This window comes from Salinibacter pepae, assembly GCF_947077775.1.
GTDB classification, from domain to species: domain Bacteria; phylum Bacteroidota; class Rhodothermia; order Rhodothermales; family Salinibacteraceae; genus Salinibacter; species Salinibacter pepae.
In genome coordinates this window covers 292,334-305,740 of record NZ_CAMTTE010000001.1, presented here as the reverse complement: position 1 = coordinate 305,740, position 13,407 = coordinate 292,334, and the positions used below count along the sequence as shown (strand labels likewise).

At 67.1% G+C, this 13,407-nt stretch carries 9 protein-coding genes; 5 read left to right on the top strand and 4 right to left on the bottom strand.

What is annotated here, in order from left to right:
* The first annotated feature begins 96 nt into the window (after nt 1-96).
* From mutS to OJA40_RS01315, 3 genes are all read left to right on the top strand, one after another.
* The gene (mutS, locus tag OJA40_RS01325) at nt 97-2,808 is read left to right on the top strand and encodes a DNA mismatch repair protein MutS (protein ID WP_208425529.1); all 2,712 of its coding nucleotides are present in this window, start codon (nt 97-99) and stop codon (nt 2,806-2,808) included.
* 87 nt (nt 2,809-2,895) lie between these two features.
* Nucleotides 2,896-3,447 carry a J domain-containing protein gene (locus tag OJA40_RS01320; RefSeq protein WP_208425528.1) on the top strand — a complete coding sequence of 184 codons (552 nt, stop codon included), beginning with the start codon at nt 2,896-2,898 and terminating at the stop codon, nt 3,445-3,447.
* Nucleotides 3,448-3,503: 56 nt separating this feature from the next.
* Nucleotides 3,504-5,153, top strand: coding sequence for a M1 family metallopeptidase (locus OJA40_RS01315; protein ID WP_263808087.1), 1,650 nt, complete (start codon nt 3,504-3,506; stop codon nt 5,151-5,153).
* A 141-nt stretch (nt 5,154-5,294) separates the two neighbouring features.
* Here the strand turns inward: OJA40_RS01315 and lpdA are convergent, their stop codons facing one another.
* The 4 genes from lpdA to OJA40_RS01295 form a co-directional block, all read right to left on the bottom strand.
* Nucleotides 5,295-6,713: a dihydrolipoyl dehydrogenase gene (lpdA, locus tag OJA40_RS01310; protein ID WP_263808086.1), complete on the bottom strand. Its 1,419-nt coding sequence runs from the start codon at nt 6,711-6,713 to the stop codon at nt 5,295-5,297.
* A 140-nt stretch (nt 6,714-6,853) separates the two neighbouring features.
* On the bottom strand, nt 6,854-8,092 hold the full coding sequence (locus OJA40_RS01305) for a murein hydrolase activator EnvC family protein (RefSeq protein ID WP_208425525.1): 1,239 nt from the start codon (nt 8,090-8,092) through the stop codon (nt 6,854-6,856).
* A 58-nt stretch (nt 8,093-8,150) separates the two neighbouring features.
* Nucleotides 8,151-8,942, bottom strand: a complete 792-nt coding sequence (locus tag OJA40_RS01300; RefSeq protein WP_208425524.1) for a DUF4292 domain-containing protein — start codon at nt 8,940-8,942, stop codon at nt 8,151-8,153.
* A gap of 64 nt (nt 8,943-9,006) precedes the next feature.
* Nucleotides 9,007-10,671, bottom strand: a complete 1,665-nt coding sequence (locus OJA40_RS01295) for a tetratricopeptide repeat protein (protein WP_263808085.1) — start codon at nt 10,669-10,671, stop codon at nt 9,007-9,009.
* Between the two features lie 331 nt (nt 10,672-11,002).
* Here OJA40_RS01295 and OJA40_RS01290 point away from each other — a divergent pair, with 331 nt between their 5' ends.
* Together OJA40_RS01290 and OJA40_RS01285 are read left to right on the top strand one after the other, a co-directional pair.
* A complete protein-coding gene (locus OJA40_RS01290; protein ID WP_208425522.1) occupies nt 11,003-12,976 on the top strand; it encodes a CBS domain-containing protein in 1,974 nt (657 codons plus the stop codon).
* A 171-nt stretch (nt 12,977-13,147) separates the two neighbouring features.
* A complete protein-coding gene (locus OJA40_RS01285) occupies nt 13,148-13,393 on the top strand; it encodes a ferredoxin (protein WP_103016888.1) in 246 nt (81 codons plus the stop codon).
* Nucleotides 13,394-13,407: the final 14 nt, after the last annotated feature.

Sequence of the window (13,407 nt, the reverse complement as noted above, 5' to 3'; positions counted from 1 at the left end):
CTTTGTCAGACTTTCCCTGTCGTTCTGCAGGCCCCGCCCCTCGTCGCGTGGCCGAGGGCGTCCTCTCGAATCAGTTTTTGTTGATCCCGGACCTTCATGGCTCAGTCCAGCACCCAGCAACGCGGCCGTACGCCCCTCATGCGGCAGTACTACAAAATTAAGGAGCGCCACCCGAAGGCGATCCTTCTGTTCCGCATGGGCGACTTCTACGAGTCGTTCGACGACGACGCGAAGACGGTCAGTCGGCTCCTCGGGATTACGCTCACCGAGCGCAACAACGGCGACGCCGACGACGTCCCGATGGCGGGCTTTCCGCACCACGCTCTCGACAGCCACCTGCCCAAGCTCATCCGGTCTGGCCTTCGTGTGGCCATCTGCGAGCAGGTGGAGGACGCCGACGACTCGAGCGGGAAGGTCGTGGACCGCGACGTGGTGGAGGTCGTGACGCCGGGCGTGTCGTTCCACGACCAACTGCTGAGCCCGAAGCAGTCGAACTTCCTGGCGGCCCTCCACTTCGGCACCGGCCGCGACAAGGACCGCATCGGCTTTTCCTTCATCGACGCCACCACGGGCGAGTTCAGCGTCACCGAGGCCGGCCTCAACCAGCTGCAGGACCTCATCCAGACGGTGGCCCCGTCGGAGGTGATCGTGGACAAGCGCAAGACAGAGCGCCTCCAGCAGCACCTCCGGGAGGTGCCGTTTACCGTGACCGAGCAGGAGGACTGGGTCTTCAAGTACGACTTCGCGTACCAGACGCTCCTGGAGCACTTCGAGACCCACTCGCTGAAGGGCTTCGGGGTGGACGACATGGACCTGGGCGTGGTGGCGTCGGGCGCGGCGCTCCACTACCTGGGCGAGACGCAAAAGGGGGCGCTGCCCCACGTCCGCAAGATCAAGCGCTACTCGAAGGACGAGCACATCGCGCTCGACCCGGAGACGAAGCGCAACCTCGAGCTCGTGCAGTCCATCCAGGACGACGGGCACGAGGGCACGCTCGTGAGCATCCTCGACGAGACGGAGACGCCGATGGGTGGGCGCCGCCTCCGCGCCTGGCTGGTGCGCCCCCTCCGCGACGTGGGCCGCATTCGGCACCGCCTGGACGCTGTGGAGGCCTGCGTCGACGCTCGCCCCCTGCGGGACGACCTCCGCGAAGAGCTGAACCAGATGGGCGACCTGGAGCGGCTGGCGGGCAAGGTGGCCACGGGCCGCGCCGCCCCCGGCGACCTGATCGCGATCAAGCACACGCTCCGCCGCCTCCCGAACGTGCTCGGGCTCCTGGCGAACGCCGACTCGGACGCCCTGGGCGCCATCGAGGACGACCTACGGCCCTGTCCCGAGATGGTCGATCGGATCCAGGGCGCCCTCGTGGACGACCCGCCCGCGAAGATCAGTGAGGGCGGCCTCATCCGCGACGGCTACTCCGAGGAGCTCGACGAGCTGCGGACCATCGCGCAGGAGGGCAAGGACTGGGTGGCCAACCTGGAGAAAGAGGAGAGCGAGCGCACCGACATTCCGTCCCTCAAGGTCGGCTTCAACAAGGTGTTTGGGTACTACATCGAGGTGACCAACACCCACGCCGACAAGGTGCCCGAGGACTACATCCGCAAGCAGACGCTCGTGGATTCGGAGCGGTACGTGACGCCGGAGCTGAAGGAGATGGAGGAGAAGATCCTGACGGCGGAGGAAAAAATCGAGACGCTGGAGCAGGAGCTCTTCAACGAGCTCCGAGCCCAAATTGCCCAGCAGACGGGCATTCTGCAGGAAAACGCCGAGCTCCTGGCGCATCTCGACTGTTTTGCGGGCCTGGCCGAGGTGGCCGAGCAGCACGACTACATGCGGCCGTCGGTGGACGACGGGCTCACCATCGACATTGAGGAGGGGCGCCACCCGGTGGTGGAGCAGACGCTCCCGCCGGGCGACCCCTTCATCCCCAACGACATGGCCCTCGACCCGGACGACGAGCAGGTCCTCATCATCACGGGGCCCAACATGGCCGGCAAGAGCGTCGCCCTGCGGCAGGTGGGCCTCATCGTGCTGCTCGCGCAGGTCGGCTCGTTCGTGCCCGCCGAGGCGGCCCAGATCGGGGTGGTGGACCGCATCTTTACCCGCGTCGGGGCGTCGGACAACCTCGCGGCGGGGGAGAGCACGTTCCTCGTCGAGATGAACGAGGCGGCCAACATCCTCAACAACGCCACGGCCCGGTCCCTCATCCTGTTCGACGAGGTGGGGCGCGGCACGTCCACGTTCGACGGCCTGTCCATCGCGTGGGCCATCGTGGAGTACCTGCACGAACGGCCCGAGGTGGCGGCGCGGACCCTCTTCGCCACCCACTACCACGAGCTCAACGCCATGGCCGACCGCCTGGAGCGGGTGCACAACTACCGCATCCAGGTGAGCGAGCACGAGGGCGAGATCGTCTTCCTCCGCAAGCTCATTCCGGGGGGCGCGGATCACTCCTACGGCATTGAGGTGGCGAAGATGGCCGGCCTGCCGGACGCGGTGATCGCCCGGGCCCGGGAGGTCCTCCAGAACCTGGAGAGCCAACACCTGGAGGTGGGGGCCGACGAGGCGGATGGGGCCCCCTCGGAGGACCCGCCCTCGGGAGACGGTGTGCGTGCCCGGAAGGGCGAGGCCGGCGCGGTGACGGACCTGGAGGACAGCCAGGCCAACCAGATGCACCTCTTTGGGCAGCCCGACCCGGCCGCGGAAGAGATCAAGGAGATGCTCGGCGAGATCGACCCGAACCGAATCACGCCGGTGGAGGCGCTCATGAAGCTGGCGGAGATGAAGGAGACGCTGGCGGACTGACCGCGCCGCAACAGACGGTCCGCGGACAGGTTCAACGAACCACAAAGGGGCACGAGTCCTGTCCGTTGCAGCCGGTTGCGTGGCGCCATGAGCACGTACCACGACATTTTGGGCATCAATCCGGGGGCGTCCCAGGAGGAAATCAAGCACGCGTTCCGCCGTCGCGCGCTGGAGTGCCACCCCGATCAGGCCGACGAGGGGGACAAAGAAGAGGCCCAGCGCGAGTTTTTGCGGGTCCGGGAGGCCTTCGAGACCCTGAGCGAGTCGGAGGACGAGCGTTGGTCGCGGGGCGCCCGCAACGGAGACTCCTCGGATGAGGAGGGGGCGAGCGGGCGGGGCCGACGGCGGTCGTTCGCGGAGCGGTGGCGCAGTGCGGAGAAGGTGCGCGTGCGCAAAGAGGTCGTCGATCGCGTGTCGGGGCTGTCCGGCGAATATCGGCTCATCCGCGAAAAAAATAAAATTACGATCCCGGCCTGCGCGGTGCTCACTGTGTCCGTGTTTCTGTACGACCCGCTCACGATGCACGGGACTGGCCTCTTTCTCTTCGATGTTCTCCTCGTCGGGCTCGTGGGGAGCGCCTGCGGGTTCGCCCTGGGCAGCGTGTGGGCGTACGCGGAAATCTTCTTGACCGGTCGATGAGCGGTGCCCTGACGACCGACAGCGGGCGAGCTTTGTCATTTCGATCCACGTCCTCAATGGTCTGCCGCCGTCCCGTCCGAATCCTCGTGCTGCTCCTGCTCTTTGCCGGGCTTGGGGGGTGCTCTTCTACCTCGGCGCAAGATTCGGGCGGGCCGCTCCCGCCCGAGCAGGCGGCCTACGATGTATTTCACTACGACCTGGACGTCGCGGTGGACCCGGCCCGCGAGCGAGTTGAAGGGACGGTCGACGTGCGGGCGGTCGTCGAGGCCCCCTTGGAGGTCCTGGTTCTCAATCTCGACCGCCGTTTGTCCGTGCGGCAGGCCTGGGAGATCGGAGCCCAAGACACACGTCGTTCTGTAGAGCGGAAGGACGGCCGGAACGAGCTCTGGATCGACCTGGGCCGGTCGTATGCCGCCGGCGACACCCTGCACGCGCGGGTGGCGTACGAAGGGCGCCCCCGTGTCGCCCCGAACCCGCCCTGGGACGGCGGCCTGACGTGGGACGAGACCCCGGCGGGCGCGCCCTGGATCGCGACGTCGTGCCAGACGGAAGGGGCCGACCTGTGGTGGCCGGTGAAGGACCATCCCTCCGACGAGCCGGACTCGATGGACCTCGCGTTCACGGTGCCCACCTCGCTCGTCGCCGCCTCCAACGGGCGCCTCCGTTCGGTGGAGCGGGCCTCAGACTCGACGGAGACCTACCGGTGGCACGTGTCCACACCGATTAACACCTACAACGTGACCCTCAACGCGGCGCCGTACGTGTCCCTCGACACCACCTACACCAGCACCAGCGGCGATGCCGTGCCGGTGGCCGCCTACGTGCTGCCGTCGGACTCGGCCCGCGCCGCCCGGGCCCTGCCGGACTTTCTCGATCAGGTGCGCTTCCTGGAGGAGACGCTCGGGCCCTACCCCCCACGGGCGGACAAGTACGGGCTTGCCCAGTCGCCCTTCCTCGGCATGGAGCACCAGTCCCTGATTGCGTACGGCCACGACTTTACGCCCGGGGGGCTCGGCTACGGCGCCTCCTTCGACGCCCTTCACTTTCACGAACTGGCCCACGAGTGGTACGGCAACCTCGTCACGGTGCGGGACTGGAAGGATTTCTGGCTCCACGAGGGGACGGCCACGTACCTAGAAGCCCTGTACGCGGAGGCCCGGCGAGGGGAGAGCGCCTACCACGGGCGCATCGACGACTTTCGGCAGGCGATGACCGGCGGCACGCCGATTGCCCGCCGCGATCCGACATCGGCCGAAGACATCTATCACGGCGATGTGTACAACCGTGGGGCCCTCGCCCTCCACACCCTCCGGCACGTCGTGGGGGAGGAGGCCCTGCGCACCATTCTACGCCGGTTTGCGTATCCGGACGGCCCCGTACGGGACGGAGGAACGCCCTTTCGCAACGTCACGACGGCGGAATTTATCCGGCTGGCCGAGTCGGTCTCGGGCCGATCCCTCGACGCGTTCTTCGAGGTGTATCTGTACCGGGACACACTGCCGGTTCTGGAGACGAGCCGGGCCGACGGGCGCCTGCAACTGCGGTGGACACACACGGGGGAGGCGACGTTCGAGGTGCCCGTGCCGGTGCGCGTCGCCGATTCAACGCGACGGGTGTCCATGACCGGCGGGGAGGGGCGCCTTTCGGTCCCGGCGGACGCGGGCGTGGCGGTGGACCCGGCGGGCTGGGTGCTCCGCCGACAGTAGCCGTCGACGCGGGCCCCCTCCGGGCCATTCACGGACGGGGGCGACGTCGTTCGGCGACGACGGAGCGGCGCCCCCACCAAACAAAAAAGCCCCGTCCTCCGAGGAGAACGGGGCCGCCGGTCCGGACAGAAGGAACCGAAGTTAGATGTTGATCGGCTGGCCGTAGGCCTCGCGGGTCGCCTCCATGACCGTCTCCGAGAGGGTCGGGTGCGGGTGCATCGACTCCATGATCTCCAGGCCCGTCGTCTCCAGCTTCCGCGCCGCGACGACCTCCGAGATCAGCTCCGTGGCGTCCTCCCCGATGATGTGGCAGCCCAGCAGCTCGCCGTACTTCTCGTCGTAGATGGTCTTGACGAAGCCCTCCTGGTGGCCCAGCGCGGCGGCCTTCCCGTTGGCCTTGAACGGGAAGGTGCCGACCTTCACGTCGTAGCCGGCCTCCCTAGCCTCCTCTTCGGTGTGGCCCACCGAGGCGATCTGCGGCTGGCAGTAGGTGCAGGCCGGAATGTCGTTCGGGTCCATCGGCCGCACGTCGTGGCCCGCGATCTTCTCGATGCAGAGAATGCCCTCGTGGCTGGCCTTGTGGGCAAGCCAGGGCGCCCCGGTGACGTCGCCGATGGCGTAGACCCCGTCGACGTTGGTCCGGTAGTAGTCGTCGACCACGATGTCGCCGCTCTCCGTCTCGACGCCGACCGTCTCCAGGCCGATGTTTTCGACGTTGCCCACGACGCCGACGGCGGAGAGCACCTGGTCGCACTCGATGTGCTCGGTGCTGCCGCCGGTCTCGACCTCCACGCGGAGGGGCTCGGCGTCCTTGTCTACGCCCTTGACGTTGGCCCCGGTCATGACCTCGATGCCCATTTTCGTGTAGGCCTTCTCCAGCTCTTTGGACACGTCCTTGTCCTCGGCGGGCACCATGCGGTCCTGCACCTCAATGATGGTGACGTCCGTGCCCATGTGGTGGTAGAAGTACCCAAACTCGACCCCGATGGCCCCGGCGCCGACGATCACCAGGGAGTCGGGCCGTTCGGTCTGGAGCATCGCCTCCTTGGAGCTCATTACCTTCTCCCCGTCGATCGGGAGGAAGGGAAGCTCGTTCGGCCGGGCGCCGGTGGCCAGGATGATGTGCTCGCCCGTGACGGTGCGGGCCTCCCCGACCTCCTCCCCGTCCATGTTGACCGACGGCTCAATCTCGACGGTGTCCGGCGCGGTCAGGCGCCCGTGGCCGCGCAGGACGTCGATGTCGTTTTTCTGCATCAGGAACCGGACGCCCTGGTTCATCTGGTGGGCCGCCCCGCGGCTGCGCTCGATGACGCTCGGGAAGTCGGGGGAGACCGACCCGTCCAGCTCCAGCCCGAAGTCGTCGAGGTGGCTGGTCTCGGCCATCACCTCGGCGCTTTTGAGGAGGGCCTTCGTCGGAATGCAGCCGACGTTCAGGCAGACGCCGCCGAGCTTGTCCTTCTCAACGATGGCCGTCTCCATGCCGAGCTGGGTGGCCCGGATGGCCGTTTCGTAGCCGCCGGGGCCGCTGCCGACAATCACGCAATCGTAGTCCGTAGCCATAGGGGCGAGAAAAAGTTGGTCGGATGTGTAGGCGAATAAGGTGCTTGCCAAGATACGCCCCGCCCTTCAGCAATCCCAAATGGCCGCTTCCCGTGGGGGAAAAGGTTTTCGTGAATCCGATGGGGCGGGCACTCGCGGAATTAACGGACCGAGAGCCATCCGGACGGATCCACAAACTCGCTTGACGATCGGTTTACGAGGCCGAAGAAGAGGCTGGCGCCCCGCGGTTCGCTCTCGGTGCCGGACTGCCCGATGACCTGCCCCGCCTCGATCTGGTTGCCCTCGGCGATCGACAGGGTGGAGAAGTTGCTGTACACCGAGAGGTACTCGCCGTGCTGGATGACGACGTACGTGCCGTACCCGGGCACGAAGTCGATTCCGGTCACCGTGCCGTCGAAGATGGCCCGGACCGGACTGCGGGGAGAGGTCGCGATGAGGATGCCGGGGTGGTACGTGGTCGTTTCGTGGACGGGGTCCACCTGATTGCCAAAGTCGGTCGTGACGGCCCCCTCTACGGGCCAGGGCAGGGCCCCGCGGTTTGCCTGAAACGAGGCGGAGAGGGTGGCGGCAACCTCGGCCTCCATGCCCGAGTCGGCCTGCTCGCGCCTGGCCCGGGCCACGAGCGTCTGGATGCGCTGTTCGAGTTGCTGGGCCTGCCGCTGCTTCTGCTCGATCTGCTGTTCCAGCTCGGAGCGCCGGGCCCGCAGCTCGTCAATGACCTGTCGCCGCTCCCGTTCGAGGGCCCGCAGGTTTGTGCGCTCGGTGCGTGCCTCGGCGAGGAGGTCCCGGGTCTCGGCCCGCTTTGCGGCCAGCTGTTTGCGCGAGGAGCGAACCTCCCCCGCGGCCGTCTGGATGGCACTCCGCTGCCGGCGACGGTCGGTGGCGAACCGCCGCAGGTACCGCGCACGGATGAGCATCTGGTTGATGGACCGGGAGGCGAGCAGCAGGGCCAGGTCGTGCAGGCGCCCGTACTTGTAGGCGTGGACGAGCTGGTCCCGGTAGTCCTTCCGAAGCGTTTCGAGGCGCGTCTGCAGGGTCGACAGCGTGTCGCGGAGGCGCGAGCGCTCCCGGCCCAGCTCGTCGAGACGGGCCTGGTAGGTTGACACCAGCTTTTCGCGGAGGGCAATCTCGCGTTGGAGCGATTCGAGCTGCTCCTGGGTAGACTCCGCCTCCCTTTCTGTTTTCTGGAGGCGCTGCTGCTCCTGCTGGATCTGCTGCTGAAGTTGGTCGAGGCGTTGCTCCGTGGTCTCGCGACGAGACGAGGCGTCCTGTCCGTGCGCGGCCGGAGGCGCGACGGGCCCCGCGAGGGCGAGAAGCACGACGAGGCCGGCCCGCACTGCCCACTGGGCGATTTGTCGTGGCGGCCAGGGAGAACGCATCCGTAGATGGCGATCGGTCGGCGGTTGATGGCGGGAGCGAACCCGGGTCGTTGTCCCGCTACTGAAATCTCCGGCGGGGCACCTGGTCGGGCACGTCGAGGGAGAAGGAAAGTCCTGACGGGTTGAGGGTCATCTCCTCGTAGGTCACCACGGCCCGGAGGTCGTCGGACGGCTGTTGAAAGATCAGACGGGCGGGCAGCAACACGTCCTCGACCCGTCGGAATTGCGAAAACAGCCGTTTCTGACGGACGGTTCCGGTGGCCGAGCGCTCTTCGTACCGGACGACGCGCCAGTGGGCCGGGTCGACCGTGTAGCGCTCCCGGTCCGTGGCGTCCGACAGGTAGTACAGGGTGCTGTCGGACTGTAGCGACCATGCGGGGCGGGCGGCCGGGGCGAGCACCCCGAGCATGTTGTCGAAGAACTGGTCCGACGACACCGGGGCGGGAAAGAGCTCCTGGACGGCCTCCACCGGCCCCACGCGCAGGACCGTGTTGCGCGTGTCGTAGAAAAACACGCTGTCGGGCGTCAGGAGGAGGCGTCCCCCTTCGATCCCGAACAGGCTGAGGCGCATGAACAGGGAGTCGGCCCGCCGGTGATGAATGACGGCGTTGAACGATTGGGTCTGGTTGGGGGTCTGGACGCGGACCCGCGCTTTCGCGGTGTAGCCCCGAATCGTGTCGGTGCCCCTCGTAATCTGGGTCCGGATCTGATCGACCGAATGGTCGGGAAAGGCGTCGGGGAGGCGCGGGGCGGTGTTCGGCGACGAACTGCCGCAGCCGATGAGAAAAAGAGCACAGGTCAGCGTGAGCAGGAGCGCACGGGAGGCGGAAGGGACCGGGGAGGACGTCAAGATCGAGGAGGGACCTTGAGATCAAGAGACAGCGAGTGCCGCTTAGGAGAGAACAGGAAGACGGCTATGAGTTCGCGGGTGCGGCAAGCTTCTCGCGCAGGGAGGAGCGATCGGGAGTGCGGTCGAGCGCCCGTTGCCAGTACGTTCGGGCCGCCCTGTCGTTGCCCAGCGCCGCCTCCACGTCGCCCAGCCGCTCCAAGAGCGTGGCAGCGGGGCCGCCGGCGTCCAGGGCGATGCGCAGGTGACGCCGCGCGGCCTCCAACTCGTCGCGCCGGAACTGCACCTGTCCCAGCGCGCGGTGGGCCGACGGCGAATCCGGGGCATTCTCCACGGCCCGCTCTGCGAGGTCGAGGGCCTGGTCCAGCCGGTCGTCCTGCCGGGCCAGGCTTCGGGCATACAGGCGAACCACCCGTGGATGCTGGGGGGCGAGGGCGCGAGCGTTCTTCAGGGCGTCGTCGGCCTCCCGGGGCCGCCCGAGCCGGCTCTTGGCGAGCCCGAGGCCAGCGTGCAAGACGGCTTCTGCCGCGGCGCCGGTGGAGTCGCCGAGGAGAGACAGGGCATCCTGGAAGTGGCGTCGGGCCTTGGCGGGGTCGCCTGCGCGAAGTCGTGCGAACGCGGCGGTGCGGGCCAGGGGCATGTGTCCGGGGAAGAGCCGGAATCCTTCTTCGGCCACCTCGGCGGCACGAGCGTACAGGTGCGCCCGCTGGTACGTCTGTGCGGTCCGCACCCATCGGCCTGCGGCCCGGGGGGTAAGATCCAAAAGCCGCTCCATCGCCCGCCCTGCCTCCTCGGGGCGGCCCCATGCCTGGTAGAGCTCGGCCTGGAGGGAGAGGGCCGCTTCAGGGTCGGGGGATTGATGCAAGACATCCCGCAACACCCCCGCCGCGGCGCGCAGCTGTGCGGTGTCGGGCGGGGACGAGGCGGTCGCTGCGTTGTACATCGACCGGGCACGGCGCAGGGGCGCATCCGGGGATGCGCTCTGAGAGCGGGTCGAGTCCGACTGCCCCCGCTGAGTGGGGGAGGCAATTGATTGCCCGGTCTGGCGGGCGAGCCGTCGGACCTGCCGCCGAAGGGCTTCGTCGTTGGGGAACTGCCGCCCCAGCGGAGCCAGTAGGGCGAGCGCCTCTCGGGGCTGCCCCTCGTCTGCGTAGTATTCCCCGAGGCGACGCCGGTACGAACGATCATTGGGCCGCCGGTCTACCAGGGTTCGAAGGGTGGTCTTAACTCCGTCTTTGTCGCCCGTTTTGCGGTAGAGGGAAAGCAGCCGACGATACACGTCGATCGGGGGCGAATCGGTGTGCTGGAGGTACATTTTGTAGGATTGAATTGCGCCCTTCGTCCGCCCCAGGTCCGCCTGAATTGACGCCCGGGCCCGGTGCGCGTCGTTGGCGTGGGGGAAATGGTCGAGAAGCTGCTGGTAGGTGCGGAGGGCTGCGGCCGGGTCCCCAGCAGCCCGCTGCATTTCGGCGAGGCGCCGGTAGGGCGACGGGCGAGGCGATCCTTGCGTCTGGGCCCGCTGCGCATAGAAGAGGGCGGTGGAGAGGGCGCCCTGGGCCTCATGCGCGTCGGCGAGGGCCTGGAGAAGGACCGGGGCTTTTGGCACCTGCTCCAGCGCCGCCTCAAAGTGCGAAATGGCCTCCTCATAGTCCCCCAACTGCGCCTCGGTGGTGCCCTGAAGGAGCAGCCGGCGAGCCCGGGGGGACGTGGTGTCGGCGGACGGGGGGAGCACAGCCGGAGACGCAACGGTGGGCGGCGGCCCGCCCATCAAGAGTGTACACAGGAGCACTGCGCCCAGGGGCGGGGCCAACCGGGAGGGCAAACGAACGTCCACGCGTGGAGGGAGGGACAATGCGAACGGGATACAGACCTGGGGGCCATGAGACCCTGCATTTCGACGGGCGCGGCACGGACGTGGTTCATTTTGATTTGATAATGACAAGGAACCGTTTCTACCTTGCAGCCAGTGTCCGAACGCCCTGCGCCAAATTTGGGAACTCCTTCCGGCCGACGAGTCCGGTGGGGTGCGTCGTTTTGTAGCCAACAAGACCTCATACTCACTCATGGGTGAACACAACGTACGCCGGGACGCTGAGCCCTCCAAGCTCCGCAAGTTTACAAATCACCTGATGCGGGATGTCCGGGCGCTGGAGCTCATGCTCCACGAGGACATGTTTGAGAGCGGAACGCGCCGCATCGGGGCCGAGCAGGAGCTCTTCATGGTGGACGAGCGGGGCGACCCGGCGCCCGTCATCGAAGAGGTCCTCGAGCGAAACACCGACGAGCGCATCGTCACGGAGCTGACGCGGTACAACGTGGAGTTCAACATGGACCCGCTTCGGTTTGGGGGAGACTGCTTCCAGCAGATGGAGGCGTCGACGTCCGAGCTGGTCGAGACAGTGCGGGGCCTCACGCAACAGGTGGACAGTGAGATTGCCCTCACGGGCATCCTGCCCACGGCCCACCTGTCGGACTTCGCAATGGACTACATGACCCCTCGGCCGCGCTACTACGCCCTTAACGACGCCATCTCCCGGTTGCGGGGCGGGGCGGGGCAGTATCAGATCCGCGGCATCGACGAGCTGTTCGTGAAGCACGACTCCATCATGCTGGAGGGGTGCAACACGAGCTTCCAGACGCACTTCCAGGTGTCGCCGGAGGAGTTTCCGCGCTACTACAACATTGCCCAGGTGGTGGCGGCCCCATGCCTCGCCGCGGCCACCAACTCGCCGCTCCTCTTCGGCAAGCGGCTCTGGCGCGAGACCCGGATTGCGCTCTTCCAGCAGGCCGTCGATACGCGGTCGACCAACCTATACCTGCGAGAGATGAGCCCCCGCGTGCACTTCGGCACGGACTGGGTGGACGAGTCGGTGATGGAAATCTTCAAGCAGGACATCTCCCGCTTCCGGGTGCTCCTGACGACGGAGCTGGGTGAGGACTCGCTGGAGGCGCTGGAGGCAGGGAGGGTGCCCAATCTCAAGGCCCTGCAGCTCCACAACGGCACCGTGTATCGCTGGAACCGCGCCTGCTACGGCATCACCGACGGGAAGCCCCACCTGCGGATCGAGAATCGGGTGTTGCCGTCCGGCCCAACCGTCATCGACGAGATCGCAAACGCGGTCTTCTGGTACGGGCTCGTGGCGGGGCTGGCCCACGAGTACCGCGACGTGTCCGAGCACATCGACTTCTATGAGGCCCGATACAACTTCAACGCGGCCGCCCGGAGCGGCCTGGCCTCCCAGTTTACGTGGCTGGACGGCAGCAACCGCCCGGCCCACGAGCTGATTCTCGACACCCTCATCCCGCTGGCGGAGGAGGGCCTCCGAACCTCCGACATTGCGTCGTCGGACATTGATCGGTACCTCGGGGTCATCCAGAAACGCGTAGAAACCCAGCAGACCGGAGCGCAGTGGCAGCTCGACTCCCTGGCCCGCATGGAGGAGGTCGGGTCGCGGGCCGAGCGCCTCGGGGCGCTCACGCGGGGGATGGTGGAGCGTCAGAAGGAGGGGCACCCGGTCCACGAGTGGTCCCTGGCGACCCTCGAGGAGGGGTACACCCCGACCGGCATGCAGGAAACGAACGTAGAGGCCTACATGACCACGGATCCCTTCACCGTGCACGAGAAGGAATCGATCGAGTTTGTGGCACGGCTGATGGACTGGCAAAAGATCCGCCATGTCCTCGTGGAGGACGAAGAGCACCGGCTCGTGGGACTCGTGAGCCACCGCACCCTTCTCCGCCACATGGCCGAACGGACCGAGCAGCCGGAGGGCGGCGTGCCGGTGGGAGAGATTATGGTCGAGGATCCCATCTCGGTGTCCCCGGACCGCCCGACCCTGGAGGCCGTGGAGCTCATGCGTGAGCACGAAATCGGGGCCCTGCCCGTGGTGCGCGAGAACCGACTGGTCGGCATCATTACCGAGCATGACTTCATTCAGATTGCGGGCAATATCCTCGACGAGACGCTCGGCCTGGACGGGGACGCAGAGGCCAGCGGCGCCTCGTCGGACTCGGGGGGCGTTGACGCGAGCTCCTAACCCGTGAGGGGCGGACGGATTCCTCCGCAAAGCCCCTCGCTCCTCGTGAGACGCGCGACGAAACGACGCGCGACGAAACGCGGCAAAAGGGGAACGTGCGGGGGCGCCGCCCGTGGCACTGGAACGGGAAATCCACTCTGTTCTAGCATCTTGATACCCACCCTCAGAAGCATGGCTGACACCCGCGAACGAGAAATCAGCGGCCAGACGGTTCGCATCGATCGTACCCTCTGCATTGGATCGGGCAACTGCACGAACATCGCGCCCGAGATTTACGTGATCCGGGAAGACAACATCGTCGACTTTCAGGACGAAACGCCTGACATTGAACAGGGACGCTTGGAGGAAGCAGCGGCCCTGTGTCCGGTGGATGCACTGATCGTGGAGGACGAGGATGGGGAGCGGATCGTCCCCTAGCACGGGGAGGCTAG

Bases quoted from the DNA above. Each gene is read 5' to 3' on its own strand.
- OJA40_RS01320 (WP_208425528.1), top strand. From the start codon at position 2,896: ATGAGCACGTACCACGACATTTTGGGCATCAATCCGGGGGCGTCCCAG.
- OJA40_RS01285 (WP_103016888.1), top strand. From the start codon at position 13,148: ATGGCTGACACCCGCGAACGAGAAATCAGCGGCCAGACGGTTCGCATC.
- lpdA (WP_263808086.1), bottom strand. From the start codon at position 6,713: ATGGCTACGGACTACGATTGCGTGATTGTCGGCAGCGGCCCCGGCGGC.
- OJA40_RS01315 (WP_263808087.1), top strand. From the start codon at position 3,504: ATGGTCTGCCGCCGTCCCGTCCGAATCCTCGTGCTGCTCCTGCTCTTT.
- mutS (WP_208425529.1), top strand. From the start codon at position 97: ATGGCTCAGTCCAGCACCCAGCAACGCGGCCGTACGCCCCTCATGCGG.
- OJA40_RS01305 (WP_208425525.1), bottom strand. From the start codon at position 8,092: ATGCGTTCTCCCTGGCCGCCACGACAAATCGCCCAGTGGGCAGTGCGG.
- OJA40_RS01290 (WP_208425522.1), top strand. From the start codon at position 11,003: ATGGGTGAACACAACGTACGCCGGGACGCTGAGCCCTCCAAGCTCCGC.